This is a genomic window from Neobacillus sp. 19 (assembly GCF_049463095.1).
Taxonomy (GTDB): Bacteria; Bacillota; Bacilli; order Bacillales; family Cytobacillaceae; genus Neobacillus.
The window spans coordinates 18,015-37,117 of the sequence record NZ_JBMPZU010000029.1 but is presented as its reverse complement, the minus strand read 5'-3'; the positions used below and the strand labels follow the sequence as shown (position 1 = coordinate 37,117).

Genomic DNA, 19,103 nt, shown 5'->3' with positions numbered 1-19,103 from the left:
TCCTCAGCTAGATAGCGGCAGTGGGTGCTTTTTTGCCTATACAAATTTAATTGGTTTTGAATATAAAGAAAGATAAAGGTCACAAATGCGGCTTGCAAGGAGGACGGAAATTAGCAGATGGAAACCATTGGGGTTTTACTTTCCATTAAAGAATGGAATCATTTAAGACGGAATAAAGACACTAAGAACGGAATTTGGCATCTGTTTACCGAAAAAGCGGAAGAGATTAACCTGAAAGTTGTTTATTTTACGCTGCAGCACGTTTCTCTTCCATTATTAAAAACGGAAGCAATTGAAATTGAAAATTCAGAGATAAAAAGGCAAACAATCGATATTCCCTCAATCATTTATAATCCAACCAAACTTTATCAAAAAAAGTATATTAAACAATTAAGAGAGCTATCTATCCATCCTGAATTGCAGATAATCAATGAGCACCATGTCATTAAGAAAAAAAACTTGTTTGAATTAATTCAGGCACACTCCGATCTAAAGGAGGATGTAATAAGTGAAACAGAAAATGAACATAACCATCCTCCTGTGACATTTTATGTATTAGGTCAAAAATATTCAAATAGGGAATGGGAAATTCCCATTATTTATGTAGAGGATACAAGTGGACAAAAACAGTTTTTGGAAGATGCCTCACCTTTACTGAAAGAATTACTGAAAGAGCCTAAAGATGTAAAGGAAATACAGAAAATCCTGTATGAGCATAGTGAAAGACTGCTAAGAATCATTCATTTTTATTATCCTGGGATCTATGAGATTGGGCTGCAGTTTTCAATCAAAAGTAATGGACACATTACTTTTGATTCCACCTGTTCATTTAATATTATTTTAAAAGAGCTTTATGGATGGGATCAGCTGCTTTGTCAATCCATCTTCGAAACTTCCTTAAAAGTTGCGAAGGAACTGATGCAGCAAAAGATCAATCCGGAAGAAACAAATAGTCAAAGTCAGTCTCATGATTTAATAAGAAGGAACGAACTTATCTCTGGCTCAGTGAAAGAAAGTAAAAAAATAAAACAGATACTAAAAGATAGTTCCTACGTTTGGATTAAACTTAGGGTCTATGAGGATGAAGAGATGACCATCAAATTGCCTGGCGAATTAATGAAGTCACAAAATAGCGAGCTTAACGTGCTTCAGTTTGGCATCAAAGAACAGCCGTGTACCATTATGAAAGAAGGGGCTGTTCTTTTAAAAAACAACACATTTAATACGCCTATTGAAATTTTAATATCTCGTTCCTTATTAACAAAGCTGCATATTCCACTCAATATTGTGTACCAGCTCCATTTTTCATCAGAAAAAGTAATTATAGGACCCACTATCGGGTTACTATTAGGGGAAAAAAATCAGCTTTATAACCCATCATATATGGAAAAGTTTTCAGACCGGCTAGGGATCTATGAAAAATTCGGTGGTTTAGTGATGGCCTTTTCTTCCCGCTCGATCGATTGGGAGGAAAAGATTGCTTATGGACTGATTTATGACCCGGTTCAAAAAAAATGGGAGTATGGAATTGCGCCCATACCAGCTGCCATATATCGGAGAAATTTTCATCAGAAACCGGATCGTATTAAACAATTAATCGAATTAACAAATGATAAATTATTTAACTCGCACCATTATAAAAAGTCAGATCTTTTACTGTTCCAAGATGAAAAGAATATGAAAAATCATTTGCCGGATACTCATCTATATAAAAATATGAATGAGTTTATTGAATTTGTAAATGAAAAGCAAAAGGTAATTTTAAAGCCGGTAAGTCTGTCCAGGGGACGCGGCATTTTTGTCATTGAAAAGAATGCAGGCGAAAGTGAAGGATATATTCTTTACGATCATCGTAAAGGATTTCGGCTCCAGCACCTCATTCCTGATGCAGAAGGCTTAAAAGAAATGCTGAGCAATTTAAATATTTTTCATGAGAAGTATTTATATCAAACGTATATTCCATTATTAAAGGTTAACAATCGTCCGTTTGACGTTAGAGTTGTGATGCAAAAATATGATAAGGAACATTGGAATTGCACAGGAATTGAATGCAGGGTTGCGGGTGAGAACGAGGTCTTAACGAATATTGCCAGAGGCGGAGAGGCAATGACCTTGGAGGAAGTGGTAAAGGAGACTGGCATTGATTTATCGTTTGAAAAGGTTCAAAAAGGCATATTAAAATTATGTCGAAAATTCTGCAGTTTAATGGATAAAAAGGAAAATGTCCATTTTGCGGAGTTTGGTCTAGATATTGGCCTAGATCAAGAGGGATACCCATGGATTATTGAGGCAAACATTTTTCCAAGCTTTAAAGGTTTTAAAGCAATGGACCTTAATACGTATTTAACGATTCGCTATCAGCCCCTTATTTATGCGGTCCATTTGCAAGGATTTGCCGTAACGGAAGCAGAAGGGGGAAATGAAGATGAGATTTATCATCAAAGCAACTCCAACATCTAATTCCACCATTTCTTTGCCATTGATTGTAATTGAAAAACTATCATTGAAGGAAAAACAGGTCCTTACTATAGGGATTGGGGCTATTCAGACAAGTGCTAGTTTAGTATCCCATGATGACCAACCACGATGTATCTATATTTCTTCTGATTTAATAAAAAATATGTCTCTTCCAGAATTTGTTGAATATGAAATAAACATTCAAGATGGGCTCTTGATGATTGGACCTATCTTGGGGATGCTGGTTCGTGGAAATATCGATGAAATGAACTTGAGTAGAATAAAAATCTATAAGAATTATTTAAATGATTATCAACATATTAATGGACTTATTGTCCTCTTTACTTCTGATGGAATCAACTATAAGAAAAAAGTGATTAACGGTTATGCCTATCATCCAATCGAAAAAGAATGGATAAAAGGGATATTTCCGTTTCCATCAGCAGTTTTTATCAGAAAAACCATCAAGGAATCATCGCGGAAAAAATTACAAAAATTAATTGGCGACAGATTTTTTAATTCCCATGTTTTTAATAAATGGGAAATGTGGGAATGGTTTTCGGGGCACGAAAAATTGAAGCAAAACTTGCCGGAAACCGTCATGGCAGAAAATATGGAAGCTGTTAAACAGTTAATGGATGTCTATCAAAAAACATTTATTAAGCCAAAGACTGGCATGCAAGGGACAGGGATCTATCAGCTTTCAAAGTCCGGTCAAGAGTATAAATTAAGATATCGAGTAAAAGACAAAAATATCGTGACTATATTAGAAAACTGGGAAGCCGTTCAACTGTATTTGCAATCAGAACTAAACCTGCAGAGGTATATCATTCAACAGAAAATCCCTTTACTTCGAAATAATAACCGAGTAATGGATATTCGGGTGATTGTTATTAAAGATCAAAATGGGGCTTGGTCTGTTCCAGGAATGGTCACAAAGTTTGGTGATGTAAATAGTATAGTCAGCAATATTTCCAGCGGAGGTTCAGCAGAAAAAGGCTGGCAGGCCCTCTCGGAAATGTATCCGGAGGCCCCCCAGCAGGCGTTTAAAAAATATAAGGAGTTGGAGCAGTTGGCCCTTACTTGTTGTGAAGTTCTGGAAAGAAAAGGACTTCATCTCGGTTATATTGGAATCGACATTGGGATTGACGAAGAGCATCGTCTCTGGATAATTGAAATCAATAATCGTAACCCGGATATGACGATTGCCTTAGATGCGAATGACTTCCAACTCTACTATAAAATTAAATCAGCACCATTCCACTATGCAAAATGGTTAGCAGGCTTTGGGGGTGAACAAAGCAATGTTTTATGAAGTAAATACGGAAGCTTTTTCTAACCATTCCCTTTTCTTACCGCAATCAGCTGCGGAATTTTACGGTATTGAAGATAAGCAAACTGTTACATTATCATTTGGAAACAGAAGGCTGGCAGTAACCGTAAACATAGTCCCTTCTGCTAACAATTACACGATTTTAGTTAGTGAAAATGTGAAATCTGAACTCTTATTGGATACCGATGTTAAATATGAAATGGTTTATTCAAACAATGAATTAATTATAGGACCGATCATTGGATTATTATTGGCAAAATCACAAGTCAGATTGCAACGGAATTTGCAGCATTATTTGATATATACCATGTTGTACGAACAAATAAATGGAATTTTATTTGTTTTTTGCGAGGAGGAGATTGATTTTACCAATGATACAATAACTGGTTATATATTTGATCCTTCTTTACCTGAGAACTGGAGGGAAGCAGTATTGCCCTTTCCTAAGGCCGTTTTTAGAAGGGTGGAACTATCGCAAACAACATTAAAAGGACTTCGGGAGAAAATGGGAAAGGGCTTTTTTAATGCCCAGTATTTTGATAAATGGCAGTTTTGGAATTGGCTGTCGCCATATGAGGAACTTAGAAAGCATCTCTCAGAAACGACAAATAAAGTAACTTTAACTAATCTTAATTCATTCATTGAAAAATATAATGGTGTCTATTTAAAGCCGAAAAATGGTTCACGGGGACAAGGAATCTATTATATTGAAAAAAATGAAGATCTTTATGTCGTGTTGGAAAATTATCAAGACAATATTAATCAGTTATCAGCTGAGCAAATGACTAAATTTCTAAAAAGGCACCCCTATTCCTTATTACAGCAGCCAATCCGTCTCCATACCTTTGAGGACCGGAAGGTTGACTACCGTGTAATATTACAAAAAGATGGAACAGGTCATTGGCAGTGTACAGGAATGATTGCGAGATTTGGCAAAACAAATGCGATTTCCTCTAATTTTAAAGCAAATGGATTTGCCATGGAGGGGACATTAGCGTTAATGACCCAATTTGGCTATGACGAATTAACGGCATTTAAGAAATCTCAAGAAATCATTTCTATTTGTACAAAGATGGCCTGTAAAATAGACGAAATGGCAGGAGCCTATGCTGACTTAGGGATTGATGTTGGTATTGACCAAGAGGATAATGTCTGGGTCATCGAAATGAACAAGAGACCTGATCACGACTTTCCGTTAATCATAAAAGATCGAAAGATGTATTATTCGGTTAAATCGAATCCAGTTTTATATGCAAAGTATTTGGCAATGGAAAATAACCTGTTTTTTGATTCTGATTATGAGCAGTGAACTGAAAAATGACTTCGAATGTATACCGAAGTCATTTTTCGTTATCATCTTTTTTTTACTGGCGGTTTTGATACCGGCATTAAAACCTTTGTTTAAAACTCATCAAGTTGATAAAGCTTTAATGCATTCGGTGCATGATTCGAAATCGCATTTTTTATTTGATCAGCTAAGGCGAAATTATAGTTCTTACTTTGGTTGCGATTGGATAATTCAACATTATTTTTAAATGATAATCCCGTAAGCTCTTCAAAAACATTCGGGTTATTAATGATTTCCTCATATTTCAGAAGATGTATGTCGTTACTAAAAGATAAGTAGCGCTCACAAAATAAATCGTAAATTTTCACTAATGTAAGAATTGACTTATCTCTTGTGCGGGTTATTTCTTGAAGTTCTTTCCAAAATGGTTCAGCGAAGGGCAGCCTCCCATTACTAACACCAAGATTTAATGATTTCCATGACAAGATTGTAGGAATGGGGTGCCTGACAATGGCAATAATAGAAAATGCATCGGTTGCTATTAATTGAGGCAGAATACTCGTATAGTGTTCATTATGTTTCATACCTAGCAAAAAGTTTTCATTTTCTACTTGGAATGTAAACTCGCCTTGTTTGAGAAGTCTTACCCGCCTCCCGTTCCTTTTATCGGAAAAATAGTTTGTAATCGGGCTCCCATTTTTATTGCGGCGATCTTTAATTGGTTTATTCTCCATAATCAGGCTGCGGACTCTTTGGTAATCATTTACTACATATTCCGTAACCGTATTTGCATCTTTGATTCTATTAAACCAGTTTGATTGCCAGTTAGGCTCACTTAAGCAAACTGCATTTTCTAAATTATCGAATAAAGCCGCTGATAATGTTGTACCTCCTCTTGGAATTCCGGTTAGAATTACATCTTTTTTAAATTCAGTCATTGAATGGTGCCTCCTATTCAAACTAGAAAATAAGTTTTACGCCGCTTATCAATATAATCATGGCCATTATGATTCGAAGTGGTTTTGCAGGGACTTTTGCGGATAGGGTGCTTCCTATAATCACCCCCGGTATTGATCCTATTAACAGATTAGCCGCTAAGAGGAAATCGACATTTCCATAACCGGCATGCAGGAGCCCTGCTACAGTCACTAAAGCAAAAGCATGGGCAATATCTGTTCCAACAACTTTTGATGCTCTTATTCGATAAATGTACAACAATGCAAGTGCAAATAATGAACCTGACCCGATCGATGTAAGACCTACTACAAACCCTAATAGGAATCCAATTAAAATAGTAATCCCCTTTTTTCCTTCTATTGGATTGGTTTCCACTGATTCAGTTTTAAAGTGATTACTCAAAAAAAGTTGAAACATCATGGCGGTAGCGACGAAGATCAGAACATACCCTATGGAATGCTTTATAATCAATTCCAAATTGTGTGAGTTAAAATCGAAACATCTCAGTAAAACGATTGCAATAACTGCACCAGGAATACTGCCGAAAGACAAATACAGGACTAACCAGCCATTAATGGTTTTCTGTCTCCAATGCTGGATGGTTCCGAATAATTTAGTTATAGAATTATAAAATAGGTCGGTTCCAACAGCCACGAGGGGGTTTATCCCTATTAGCATTAATATTGGAGTTAAAAGTGCTGCACCTCCTACTCCCGTCAAACCAACAAGAAACCCAACAAACACCCCCATAACAATAATTCCTATTTCCATTTTCACTACCCCAATCAAATCATAACAATAGATTCGTTCTTATTACAGAATATGTAAAATGACGTTAAGTTGGACTAGTTATCTTGCTCAAAAATGGCCCTAAATCGTTGCTTTTCTGGGCATGTGCTTGTTTTACGTTCATTCGGTTTCCCTTTTATTCATCTATTCATACATTGAAATACGGTTCACTATTGGTTCTCTCGGCTAGGATCTTTTTAATGGAATAGTTAAAACATTTGAAAGGAGAGGAGTACCTTGAATCATACTGGAGAGTCAGAGAATAATGTTTTCTGGCATCAATCAGCAATAAAAAAAGAGGATCGAGAAAAACAACATGGACATAAAAGCATCATGATTTGGTTTACGGGGCTATCAGGATCAGGAAAGTCAACTATAGCCAATGCCCTTCAGCATAAATTATTCCAAAAAGGCATCAGCGTTTATTTATTAGATGGGGATAATCTCCGGCATGGCATTAATAAGAATCTCTCATTTACGGCTGAGGACAGACAAGAAAACATTAGGAGAACAGCTGAGATCGGGAGACTGTTTGTGGATGCCGGTGTTGTTGTACTTGCAGCACTTATTTCTCCATATGAAAAAGAGCGGTTGAATGCAAGAGCACTTTTTCAACAAGATGAATTTATTGAAGTTTATATCAAATGCTCCTTGCAGGAGTGTGAAAACAGAGATCCGAAGGGGCTTTATAAAAAGGCAAGAAAAGGAGAAATAAAACATTTTACCGGAATCGATCAGCCATATGAAGAACCAAAAAATCCTGAAGTCGTTATTGATACAAATAAACTCTCGATTGATGATTCTGTTGAACGCCTCTTATCCTACCTTCTCGATCAATTTCATCTTATACCAAATGCAAAGGAGTGAACAATGTGACATTAAGTATTCCTCATGGCGGCACGTTAGTTAATCGGATAGACTTTGATTTCCATTTTTCTGCGCTTACAAGTGAAATTGCATTAGATGCAACGGCATTATCTGATTTGGAGTTAATCGCAAATGGAGCATACAGCCCATTAGTTGGCTTTCTTGGAAAAGAAGACTATGAATCTGTTTTGGAGAATATTAGATTGGCAAATGGGCTTGTTTGGAGTATCCCGATTACCCTCCCTGTTACTGAAGCAGCTGCACAGAAACTAAAGATAGGGGAAAAGGTGAGGTTAACCTTCAATCATGAAACGTACGGTGTATTAGAACTGCAAGAGCTTTATACACCTGATAAAAAAGTGGAAGCAGAAAAAGTGTATCAAACTACAGACCCCATACATCCTGGCGTCAAAAAGCTTTTGGATCGGCCCAATATTTATGCAGCAGGCCCAATTATTTTAATTAAAATACCGCCAAAACATCCTGATTTTATCCCCTACTATAAGACGCCTTTGGAAATAAGAAAAGAATTTGAAAAGAAGAATTGGAACACTGTTGTAGGATTCCAAACAAGAAATCCTGTTCACAGAGCACATGAGTATATCCAAAAGACCGCATTAGAAACCGTTGACGGATTGTTTCTCAATCCTTTAGTCGGTGAAACAAAATCGGATGATATTCCAGCAGCAATTCGATTGAAAAGTTACGAGGCATTACTAAAAAACTATTATCCAGCCCACCGTGTTTATTTAGGCGTTTTTCTCGCATCTATGAGGTACGCTGGACCAAAAGAAGCCATCTTCCATGCACTTGTTCGGAAAAATTATGGCTGTACCCATTTCATTGTTGGACGAGACCATGCTGGAGTAGGTAATTATTATGGAACCTATGATGCACAGAAGATTTTTACTCAGTTTAGCTTTGAAGAGATGGGTATCACGATCCTTTCCTTTGAACACAGCTTTTATTGTACGAAATGTAAAAATATGGCTTCTAGTAAAACGTGCCCACATGACAAAAAAGACCATTTACATTTATCCGGTACAAAGGTCCGAGAAATGCTCCGTAATGGGATTACGCCCCCTCCGGAATTTAGCCGCCCTGAAGTGATAGAAATCTTAATGAAAGGGTTAAAGAATTCAAAATGAAAGCTGCAAATTAATAAATACGAAAACGGAAAACCCCCCAAACATTTTTCATTTAATTGAATACCTTAATATTATGAGATTGTCCTGTCCTATTAAAAGGGGAAATGAAAAAGAAATCTGGATATGAGGGGAATTGTAAACGGAAAGGGTGAACTAGATATTGACTGAACAGAATGAGGTAAAAAATGGGGTTACCATTATTATTTGTACGAATAAAATTGGCCTCATGGAAAATATATATTTGAATTTTGAGAATCAGAAATGGGAGAATAAAGAGTTAATTATCATCCTAAACAATGATTCATTAAAAATTGAAGATTTCATAGCTAAAGCAGAACAATACCAGTCTGTAACTGTTTATCAACTGCCGCAAAGCTATACATTAGGTGAATGTCTGAATTTTGGAATTAATAAAGCGAAATATGAATATATTGCTAAATTTGATGATGACGATTATTATGCACCTTCCTATATAACAGAGGCAATGAGAGCGTTTGAGACAACGAATGCCGATGTAGTTGGAAAGCGTACGGCTTATATGTATTATTTAAAGTCTAAACAATTAAGACTTCGTTTTCCTAGGAATGGGAGAAAGTGGGTAACAAGAGTTCATGGAGCAACCCTTATGGCAAAGAAAGAGGTATTCAAAAAAGTACCATTTGCACATATTTCTTTAGGAGAAGATGTAAACTTTTTACTCCGTTGCAGGCAACGAGGCTTAAAAATTTATTCAACTAGTCGATTCAATTATACCGTCATTAGAAGAGAGGATGGGACACATACGTGGAACCCAAGATACCGGTATATAGCAAGCACCTCTTTAAGGATCGGGTATACCAATGATTTTAAACGGTTTGTTGATAAAGATATCAATTGAAATAACTAGGTGAAATTAAGATGCTGAAAGGTCGGGGAGTATTTTTGAATGATGAGACATTACAAAAAGTCAGTAAGGGAGTTTCCATTGTAACAGTAACTAATAGAATGGAATTCATCGATAATGTTTTTTCAAGCTACGAAAATCAAATCTGGCCAGAAAAGGAACTGATCATAATTTTAAATAATGACTCAATGAATCTTCTGGAGTGGCAGGAAATTTCAAAAAAGTATAACCAAGTATCTGTTTATCAACTTTCAGATCACATTACGCTAGGAAGCTGCTTGAACTTCGGGGTAAACAAAGCAAAATATGGTTATATAGCAAAATTTGATGATGATGATTATTATGGTTCAAAGTTTTTAACCGAGGCAATGGACACGTTTGAAAAAAGGAATGCTGATGTAGTAGGAAAACGTACATGTTATATGTATAATGCCCTGACGAATGAGTTAAGGCTCCGCTTTCCTAAAAGAGAACACAAGTCCGTATCGATTCTCCAAGGAGGGACGATCATGGCTAAGAAAGAGATTATGGAAAAGATACCTTTTCCGGATAAAAACGTTGGTGAAGGATTGAGCTTTACTCAAAGATGCCGAGCGAAAGGGTATCGAATCTTTTCCACGAGCAGATTTAATTTTGCCTATATCAGACATGGCGATGACTCACATACATGGAACCCTTCAACCAATTACTTCAATCAAACCTCAAAACAAATCGCATTTACTGATAATTTCCAAGCATATGTTACTCCAGAATGATTTTCCTAGAGCCGGTGAAAAGAAGGTGAAGAATGATTAAAATTAGTTATATAGCTGAGCCCAACACGATTGAATTTTCTATGAATCTTGCAGAAGTTCACGACATAAATTCTTCAAAACTAATCATAAGAATTGGTGCCTGGGTTCGAGAAATGTTTGTGAAAATTAATGACGAATTACCTGTGGATATAATTGGATTACCTAAAGAATTAAAACAGCTCTTTTCACTTCCAGAAGAACTTTCCTATGAAATTGTTATAAATAAACGTACCCTAACCATTGGGCCTGTTATCGCATTTGTGGCCTATCGCGGTAAGAGAAATATGTCACCGAAAAATCTAGAATTATATAAACAACGTTTTACAAATTACCAAAAAGTTAATGGCTTAATATTTATTTGTGCCGCAAGCGGGATCGATCCCATTACCAAAACCATTGAAGGCTATTATTATAATCCTAATGGTAAAAACGCAGCTACAAGATGGATTTACGGTGTGTTTCCTTATCCAAATGCAGTATATAAAAGAAAACCGATTGATGGGTATCGGTACAATGATCTGATATCGTCCATCGGCGATCGGATTATTAATTCTTTCTTTTTTCTAAAGGCTGACATTGCCGAAATGTGCCAAAAGGATAAAAAATTTCAAAAATATTTTCCTTATACTGAAATGCTGGATACGGAAGAGCAATTAAGCAGGTTGATTGAACAGTTTCAATGTGTTTATTTAAAGCCATCAAATGGGCGACAAGGGATCGGAATTTATAAGGTAACCAGGGACCCACGAGGGAATTATCAATTTATGGATAGAAGGAAAAAGGTGTTTTCTCTTGCAAAGGGTGTACAATTAAATCATTTTCTAACTAAAAGTAAAACCAAAAAATATATCATTCAACAGGGCATTGATTCTGAAGTTAATCAGAAGCAGGTTGATTTTAGAGTATATGCACAAAAAAATAAAATGGGCCAATGGGTGTGTCAAGGAATGATTGCCCGATTAGCCAAAAAGGGCTCGGTGGTCACAAATTTATCCTTTACAGAAAAATTGCTGCCAGGCCTTGAAGCCATTAAAACAATCTTTCATGTGGACAATGCCAATGCTGCAAAAATCCAAAGTAAGATATATAACCAGTGCATTGGTGTTTGTGAAGAATTAGATAAGAAATTTGGCAAATACGGCGATGTTGCAATAGATGTGATTGTGGATGCTAATCAGCGTGTATGGATTCTGGAGATTAATAAAGATTTCGGCTATCAAAGTCTCGTTAAGCTGAAAAAGCGCCAGCTGCTTCGTACACTCTATACAACTCCTTTCGAATATGCAAAGACTCTGGCTGGATTTTAACGTTACAGAACAACTAGATAGATGGACAACCGCGGAGGATTGATAAATTGGAAAACTCATATATTGGGATTTTAGTTGATGGATTGGTTTATAACGGAATTAGACGTGGCTATTCTTATTTTGAACGCCTGGCTTTTTATGAAGAGGCTGGCAAAAAATTGGAACTTATTCCATGTTATTTTCGGTTAAAGGATGTCACACCGGGATCGGAATGGATTCAGGCATTAGTAAGGGAAACAAGTGGCCGATATCAATTGAAAACTGTTTCGATGCCTGCGGTCATTCATAATCGAGGTCTTTTTTTTACGGAGCGAGCAAAGGTTAAACTTTTACAGCTCCAGAAAACGGGTGTGATGATTTTCAACGGCTGGAATCGTTATGGGAAAATGAGGGTGCATGAAATTCTCATGCAAAATGAGGAATTACGCCCTCATTTGCCTGAAACGAAGCGAGCAAGTTTTGAAAACTTGAAAGAGATGATGAAAAAACATAATGAGCTGATAATTAAGCCGAATAGTGGCAGTCTTGGCGGCGGGGTGATGATGGTCGAGAATAGGGACAATGAAGGCTGGGTGTTCAATTACAATCAAAAAAGGGAGCCTTTTACGGCTGAATGGCCGGATATGCTTCGGAAAAAGGCTGCGAATAAATATTACTTAATTCAGCAGCGAATCCCGCTGGCCAAGTATCAAGGCAGCCCCTTTGATTTACGTGTGTCCGTGCAAAAAAATGGCTCGGGAGATTGGCAGGTAACGGGGATTGTTGGAAAAGTCGCTAAACATGGAAACTACGTGACCAATGTAGCGAAGGGCGGTACGTGTAAAACACTTCAGGAATTGGTAAGCAACTCTCCTAGTCTAGACTTAGACAAAGTCTATCAAGATATTGAAAATTTCTCCATTAAGGCAGTCGAGGAATTAGCCGCTCATTTCCCTGGCTTGGCGGATGTAGGTTTAGATATAGGCTTAACGGAAGATGGATTTCCCATGTTTATTGAATGTAACGGACGTGATTTACGGATTACCTTTGGCAAGGCTGGGATGATGGATGTTTGGAAAGCCACCCATACGACCCCGATCAGTTATGCACGGTATCTTTTAGATTTAAAGACTGAACAGGAGTAACTTTTATGAAAACTCTCAAACTTTCTGATTTTCTTAGCGCGATTAATGGCCAGCTGCTTCAAGGAAATCCTGATGATGAAATTCAAACAATCGTAAAGAAGGTAAATAATCTTAAAGAACATACATTGTATTTTCATAGCAATAAAAAAAACATCAGTGCAGAATCATTGCAGGACAAATCGAATTACACCATTGTAACCGAAGATAAGGATATTATGTCAAAGGTATCTGGGACTGCAAATATCATTTTGACAGCAAATTGTAAGGATTCGTATTGGCGATTTATCGATTACTATCGAAACCAATTCCAGATTCCTGTCATAGGTGTAACCGGTACATGTGGAAAAACAACGACAAAGGACATGATAAAGCATATATTAAATCGGAGCATGAAGGTGCATTCCACCCTTTATAGTCAAAATGGTCTTCATTTAAATTTACACTATTTGCTGGGATTAAATGAACAAACGGAAGCTGCGGTATTTGAAATGGGTGTTGCTTATCCTGGGAATATTAAGAGCAGCGGGAAATATTTTAAACCAACCATTGGAATTATCATAAACATTGGTGAGGCCCATTTGGAAGGCTGCAGGACGTTAGGAAATTATATCAGGGCAAAGGGAGAAATGTTGGACGTTCTACCCGATGATGGAGTTTTATTGATCAATGCCGATGATGAAAATATCAAAACCTTACCAATTGCTTCATTTAGAGGAAGGGTCTTATCATTTGGCAAGGATTCAGCTGCTGCATACCGAGCGGTGAATATCCAATATGAGAACAATCGGATGATTTATACCTTGCATGTGGAAGATAAAGAATATAAAGTATCAATCCCTGGATATGGCGAGCACAATGTGTATAATAGTCTGGCAGCTATTGCCTCAACAGCCGCACTTGACATTCCAATCGAGGACTCAATTCAATGTCTCAGCACCTTTAGAACAATGGAGCGCCATGTAAAAATGTATCATGGTGCGGGGAATGTGACGGTGATTGATGATACCTGGAGCTGCAATCCCAGCTCTGTCCGATCGGCTATTGATGTGCTGAAAAAGACGTCGAACGGAAAAATGGAGGTACTTGTTCTTGGGAAAATGCAACGTCTCGGAAATCAGGAAAAAAAGCAGCATATTCAAATGGGGAAAACCATCGTCGATGTTGGCGGGGTCGATCATCTTATAACCGTAGGTACGTCGGCAAGGCTGACAGGAGAGCAGGCAATAGCATTAGGAATGTCTCCAAATCAAGTTCATTGTGTAATGAATGCAACAGAATTGGAGGACGTCCTAGCTGAAATTCAGAGAGAAGACATGATCATTTTATTTAAAATGTCTCTCGGCAAAATGAATCCTTCATTCCGAAGGGTTGTAGAAAAGTATCGATTTATCTAAAAGAGTCAAAAGCCGCTTTGTTTTTCATGGCGGCTTTTATGTGTCATTCAATTTAGTCAGTACATACTTTAGGATAGAACAATTTTTAAACAGGGGATGAATGGTTGGTATGCAAACGATCGTCTTTATTGGAAGCAATAAATCCGGAACAAGCAGGGAAGCCCTCATCACCTCCACTGAAATGGGATACTTCACTGTTTTATTAACGGATCGAAAAAAATTCATTCAGCAAAGAGATGAATTCCCTGAGGTTCAGCGAATGATGTTTGTTGAAAACCTATTTGAGAAAGGTAAAGTTTTCTCGATTGTTCATGATTTAGAACAAGAAGGAAAACAAATCTGTGCAATTATTAGTTTCATTGATCCATTTGTCTCATATGCAGGGAGGCTCTCGCAAGCATGGGGATTTGGGCGGGGCAATTTATCAATAGAGGCTTTATCGGTGATGGAGGATAAAAATCGTTTTCGATCACACTTAAAAGGACTTCCTGTTTCCCCTCAATTTTCCGTTATTCCATTCGACGAACCCATTGATAAACTTATCAAAGAATTTGAAGGTTCCTTTCCGCTCATTTTAAAATCACCTGTTTCCAACGGGTCAAAAGATGTGCTGCTGGTTCATACATTTAATGAATTAAGTGAAGGATTACAAGTATTAAAAAAAGGGTTTCCAAAAATTGATATATTAATGGAAGAATATCTTGTCGGACCGCAATATTTAATTGAAGTGATGGTGGTAAATGGGGAAATCTCGATTATCGCCGTTATTGAACAAGAAATTTTAAATGGGAACCGTTTCATTATCACCGGATATATGTTTCCTGCCTTATTAAACATGGAAGAAAATGAGACATTGGAACTTGCCGTGATAAGTATCATCCGCGAGCTTGAATTAATAAATGGAACATGTCACCTTGAAATGAGATATGTGAATAGCCAGTGGAAATTGATTGAAATCAACCCGAGAATGTCCGGCGGGGCCATGAATCGCATTATTCAAGAAGGAACCGGGATTAACTTGGTCAAAGAAACCATCAAGTTATTCATAGGTATCGAACCTATCCTGGAAAAATCCTTTATGAAATATGTTTATGCCAAATATCTGATTGTTGAGGCGAAAGGAAAGTTAATGAAGGTGACGGGTAAAAATAGAGCGTTAAAACATGAGGGGATCAAAGAAGTATTCGTTAAGCCTAAAAAAGGAGCGGTATTAAGGGAACCCCGCTGCAATGGGGGATCGGTATGCCTATGTTATTGCTGTTGCTGATACGGAGGAAGGTGCAAGACTTGCCGCTGTTTCTGCCGCGAATGAAATAAAATTTTATTTAGAACCCCTTTAAGGACGTGAGGTTATGGTGCTGATCGGGATGCTGCACTATCATTACAATCCAGATACAGTGAAGAAAGCCTATCCATTTGCGGCAGTTGCAAAGATGGAAGGGCTGGACTTTATCTATTTTACTTACAATGATGTCGATTTTAATAAAAAAATCGTGAAGGGCTTGGTCTATGAGCAAGGAAAATGGGTCACAAAACAGACGGAAATTCCTAAGGTTATTATCAACAGCTGTAATCCCAAAAACAATAAACAATCTATGATTGTAGAACGGTTAAAAAAATTTGCCGTGTTTACCAGTTACCCGGTCGGCAATAAAATTAAAGTTTATCGGAAGGTAAAAAAGGCCAAAACTTTTGCCCCCTACTTAATTCCTTCGATAGTGGTTAATGATGCAAATGACCTTTTTTCCTTCTTAGAAAAACATTCCGCCGCTGTTTTAAAACCTTTGTCGGGGAATCACGGTAAACGAATCTATTTTATTAATAATATAGATGAGATGTACAAATGGACAGATGGGTTAAACGTTCATTTGTATAAAAAAGAAGAATTGAAGGCTTTGATTTTACAAGTAATAACCAATCAGAAATATTTACTGCAGCCTTTTATTGAATGTAAAACGAAGTCAGGATTAACCTACGACTTTCGGCTCCATGTACAAAAAAATGGTACGGGACAATGGGAAATCACGTTAATCTATCCGCGTATAAGCGGCAATTCGAGGATGGTTAGTAATATCAGCAGCGGCGGGTATCGCGGAGAACTGGATCCATTTCTCAAAGCGGAATTCGGTGAGGATTCGCTGAAAATGAAACAGACATTGGAAGAATTTGCTTTAACGTTTGCCGCCCATTTCGACTCGCTTTATCCGAAACCATTTGATGAGCTGGGGATCGATATTGGGGTAGATCAGCAGCAAAAGCTGTGGATATTTGAAGTGAATTGGCGTCCTGGTTCAAAAAACCGAGAGTTTGATGTAGGGAAACGGCTGATTCCTTATTGCCGATTTTTAGCGGAGAAAGGATTAGATACTAAACTTTCGTGAGCAGCCGCCCAATGGTTGTAAGCCATGATACAATGGATAGCAAATAACGACCACGAAGGACGGTGTTTAGTGAATGTGCTTAATCCTGTTTGCGTATCAGGCCCATCCTATTTATAAGCTGATTGTTGCTGCTAACCGGGATGAATTTCATCAAAGACCCACTGCTCCGGCACAGTTTTGGATGGATCAGCCTGAAATTCTTGCCGGCCGTGATTTAGAAAGAATGGGTACTTGGATGGGGGTCACAAAGACTGGACGTTTTGCCGCCCTGACTAATTATCGCGACCCTTTGGAAGAAAGAGAAGGAAAACGTTCACGCGGTGAACTGGTGGCAGATGCCTTGGCCTATCAAGGAAAGATCGCCGATTATATGAAAACTCTAGAGATAAATAAGCATCAGTATCCGGGCTATAACTTATTATCAGGCGATGCAAATGAACTGTACTATTATTCCAATGTTGGAGGGGAGCTTCAAAAGCTGAAGCCGGGGATCTACGGGGTTAGTAATCATTTATTAGACACGGAATGGCCAAAAGTGAAAAAGGGAAAGACAGACTTGGCGAACATTATCGGTGGAAATAGGGAGGGATTGGTTGAACAGCTGTTTTCCCTATTGAAAAATGCAGATCCCGCCCCGGATGAATCCCTGCCAAGTACAGGTGTATCGCTGGAATGGGAACGAATGCTTTCGCCGCTTTTTATAAAAAGTGAGCAATACGGGACAAGAAGTTCGACGGTCCTCCTAATGTCTGATGAAGAGATTCAATATGTGGAACGGGTCTTTTCGATGGATGGGTCAGAGGACCGGGAGTTTCGCCTAATGAGTTGAAAGAAAGGTTTTCTTTCTGCGAAAAAAGGGAAGATATTAGTGCGTTGATATATACTATAAGTGAGAAGGGAGCGTGATTCGTTTGAAAAAAGGATGGTTAGGAATTGGAATCGTGGTCGCCATTATTGTTATTTTCGGCCTCATGTTCATGTCCAGCTATAACAGCTTTGTCAATCTAGAAGAAAACGTAGACCAGTCACATGCTCAAATCGAAAATCAACTGCAAAGACGACTGGATTTGATCCCCAACCTAGTGAATACCGTCAAAGGGTATGCTTCGCATGAAAAAGAAGTCATTGCATCGATTTCTGATGCCCGGGCAAGGCTTGCCGGGGCAAACACGCCTCAGGAGGAAGCGACTGCTAATGCTGAATTATCGGGCGCATTAAGCCGGCTGCTTGTAGTCGTAGAAAATTATCCCAACCTAAAGGCGGATCAGCAGTTTACGCAATTAATGGATGAACTGGCCGGAACGGAAAATCGAATTGCCGTTGCCCGGAAAGATTATAATGATCAAGTGGCAATTTTTAACAAAAAGGTGAAACGGATGCCGGGATCCATTATTGCGCGGATCGCCGGGTTTGACGAGAAAGAGTATTTCAAAGCGGACCCTAAAGCTGGAGAAGCACCAAAGGTTGACTTTGGGGGCAATGGATAATGAAAACGAATAGGGTCTTCAGCTGTATATTGGTGTTTTTCACTATGTTTCTGTGTGCGCAGGCGGCACTTGCTGAGGATTTCCAAATTCCTGCTCCTATAGGAGATATTTATGTACAGGATTTTGCCGCGGTATTAACTGATGCTGAAAGGGCGGAATTAATCCATTTAGGCAGAAGTATTGAAGATCAAACAACAGCACAAGTGGCAGTGTTAACAGTTGAAACAATTGGAGACCGATCGATAGAGGAATTTGCAAACGAGGCCTTTCGGCAATACGGAATCGGAAGCAAAAAAGAAAACAATGGCGTATTGCTCGTGTTAGCGATGAAGGAACGGGCAGCTAGAATTGAAGTGGGCTATGGGCTCGAGGGCAGGATACCGGATGGAAAGGCAGGCCGGATTCTTGATGAATATGCGATTCCCTATTTGAAAAGCGGGCAGCCGAATAAAGCAGTTGCTGAAACCTATAAGGCTCTTGCTTCTGAAGTTTTCGCGGAGTACGGCATTGAGGGTGGAGCAGAAACCGCACCGACTCCAGGCCGCCCGGTTGTCTCTAATGACCAAGGAGGCGGGATAGGGATCCCATCTTGGCTGCTTGTCATTATTGTGGTGGTGGTCGTATTTCTCGATTTTAAGTTCTTCGGCGGCACCCTTACATACCTCCTCCTTTCTATCATCACTCGTGGTGGTGGCAGAGGAGGCGGTGGTGGTGGTTCACGCGGCGGCGGCGGTGGATCATCAGGAGGCGGCGGAGCCAGCCGGGGATGGTAAATTAAGAAAAGCGCAAGCGCCCTGGTCAGCGGCGTATGGCCTCCTCGGAAAAGCTAACGCTTTTCCTTCGTGCGATGCCTATGCTGCCGAAGCGTTCCTTGTGGAGCGCTCCAACTGAGAT

18 protein-coding genes are annotated in these 19,103 nt (G+C 38.5%); 16 read left to right on the top strand and 2 right to left on the bottom strand.

The genetic code is table 11. The features are described from left to right. Positions 1 to 117 precede the first annotated feature (117 nt). Genes ACO1D1_RS06810 through ACO1D1_RS06800 form a run of 3 tightly spaced genes read left to right on the top strand, consistent with a single transcriptional unit; the run spans position 118 to position 5,099 of the window. Positions 118 to 2,460, top strand: a complete 2,343-nt coding sequence (locus ACO1D1_RS06810) for a YheC/YheD family protein (RefSeq protein WP_423335364.1) — start codon at positions 118 to 120, stop codon at positions 2,458 to 2,460. Next, a complete protein-coding gene (locus ACO1D1_RS06805) occupies positions 2,426 to 3,772 on the top strand; it encodes a YheC/YheD family protein (RefSeq protein ID WP_423335363.1) in 1,347 nt (448 codons plus the stop codon). The genes ACO1D1_RS06810 and ACO1D1_RS06805 overlap by 35 nt, the downstream gene beginning before the upstream one ends. Further along, positions 3,750 to 5,099, top strand: coding sequence for a YheC/YheD family protein (locus tag ACO1D1_RS06800; RefSeq protein ID WP_423335362.1), 1,350 nt, complete (start codon positions 3,750 to 3,752; stop codon positions 5,097 to 5,099). The genes ACO1D1_RS06805 and ACO1D1_RS06800 overlap by 23 nt, the downstream gene beginning before the upstream one ends. 92 nt (positions 5,100 to 5,191) lie before the next feature. On the opposite strand, the gene ACO1D1_RS06795 is transcribed toward ACO1D1_RS06800, so the two are convergent. Then, the gene (locus ACO1D1_RS06795; protein ID WP_423335361.1) at positions 5,192 to 6,016 is read right to left on the bottom strand and encodes a hypothetical protein; all 825 of its coding nucleotides are present in this window, start codon (positions 6,014 to 6,016) and stop codon (positions 5,192 to 5,194) included. Between the two features lie 22 nt (positions 6,017 to 6,038). After that, positions 6,039 to 6,806, bottom strand: coding sequence for a sulfite exporter TauE/SafE family protein (locus tag ACO1D1_RS06790; protein WP_423335360.1), 768 nt, complete (start codon positions 6,804 to 6,806; stop codon positions 6,039 to 6,041). Positions 6,807 to 7,061: 255 nt separating this feature from the next. Between ACO1D1_RS06790 and cysC the strand changes: the two genes are divergently transcribed. The 13 genes from cysC (at position 7,062) to ACO1D1_RS06725 (ending at position 18,982) form a co-directional block, all read left to right on the top strand. After that, positions 7,062 to 7,691 (top strand): adenylyl-sulfate kinase, encoded by a 630-nt coding sequence (gene cysC, locus ACO1D1_RS06785; RefSeq protein WP_423335359.1) that lies wholly within the window; start codon positions 7,062 to 7,064, stop codon positions 7,689 to 7,691. A 5-nt stretch (positions 7,692 to 7,696) separates the two neighbouring features. After that, on the top strand, positions 7,697 to 8,839 hold the full coding sequence (sat, locus tag ACO1D1_RS06780) for a sulfate adenylyltransferase (protein WP_423335358.1): 1,143 nt from the start codon (positions 7,697 to 7,699) through the stop codon (positions 8,837 to 8,839). A gap of 160 nt (positions 8,840 to 8,999) precedes the next feature. Beyond that, positions 9,000 to 9,716, top strand: coding sequence for a glycosyltransferase (locus ACO1D1_RS06775; protein WP_423335357.1), 717 nt, complete (start codon positions 9,000 to 9,002; stop codon positions 9,714 to 9,716). A 20-nt stretch (positions 9,717 to 9,736) separates the two neighbouring features. Further along, entirely contained in the window at positions 9,737 to 10,477 is a 741-nt protein-coding gene (locus ACO1D1_RS06770; protein ID WP_423335356.1) for a glycosyltransferase family 2 protein, read from the top strand. A 32-nt stretch (positions 10,478 to 10,509) separates the two neighbouring features. Then, positions 10,510 to 11,823, top strand: coding sequence for a YheC/YheD family protein (locus tag ACO1D1_RS06765; RefSeq protein ID WP_423335355.1), 1,314 nt, complete (start codon positions 10,510 to 10,512; stop codon positions 11,821 to 11,823). A 47-nt stretch (positions 11,824 to 11,870) separates the two neighbouring features. Further along, positions 11,871 to 12,947, top strand: coding sequence for a YheC/YheD family protein (locus tag ACO1D1_RS06760; RefSeq protein ID WP_423335354.1), 1,077 nt, complete (start codon positions 11,871 to 11,873; stop codon positions 12,945 to 12,947). A gap of 5 nt (positions 12,948 to 12,952) precedes the next feature. Then, the gene (locus tag ACO1D1_RS06755) at positions 12,953 to 14,341 is read left to right on the top strand and encodes a UDP-N-acetylmuramoyl-tripeptide--D-alanyl-D-alanine ligase (protein ID WP_423335353.1); all 1,389 of its coding nucleotides are present in this window, start codon (positions 12,953 to 12,955) and stop codon (positions 14,339 to 14,341) included. Between the two features lie 100 nt (positions 14,342 to 14,441). After that, on the top strand, positions 14,442 to 15,608 hold the full coding sequence (locus ACO1D1_RS06750; RefSeq protein ID WP_423335352.1) for an ATP-grasp domain-containing protein: 1,167 nt from the start codon (positions 14,442 to 14,444) through the stop codon (positions 15,606 to 15,608). Beyond that, positions 15,571 to 15,681 (top strand): hypothetical protein, encoded by a 111-nt coding sequence (locus ACO1D1_RS06745; protein ID WP_423335351.1) that lies wholly within the window; start codon positions 15,571 to 15,573, stop codon positions 15,679 to 15,681. The genes ACO1D1_RS06750 and ACO1D1_RS06745 overlap by 38 nt, the downstream gene beginning before the upstream one ends. Positions 15,682 to 15,693: 12 nt before the next feature. Continuing rightward, positions 15,694 to 16,722, top strand: coding sequence for a YheC/YheD family protein (locus ACO1D1_RS06740; protein WP_423335350.1), 1,029 nt, complete (start codon positions 15,694 to 15,696; stop codon positions 16,720 to 16,722). 73 nt (positions 16,723 to 16,795) lie between these two features. Next, entirely contained in the window at positions 16,796 to 17,551 is a 756-nt protein-coding gene (locus tag ACO1D1_RS06735; protein WP_423335349.1) for an NRDE family protein, read from the top strand. Between the two features lie 82 nt (positions 17,552 to 17,633). Next, a complete protein-coding gene (locus ACO1D1_RS06730; protein ID WP_423335348.1) occupies positions 17,634 to 18,209 on the top strand; it encodes a LemA family protein in 576 nt (191 codons plus the stop codon). Further along, positions 18,209 to 18,982, top strand: a complete 774-nt coding sequence (locus tag ACO1D1_RS06725) for a TPM domain-containing protein (RefSeq protein WP_423335347.1) — start codon at positions 18,209 to 18,211, stop codon at positions 18,980 to 18,982. Before ACO1D1_RS06730 ends, ACO1D1_RS06725 begins: the two co-directional genes overlap by 1 nt. Positions 18,983 to 19,103 lie beyond the last annotated feature (121 nt).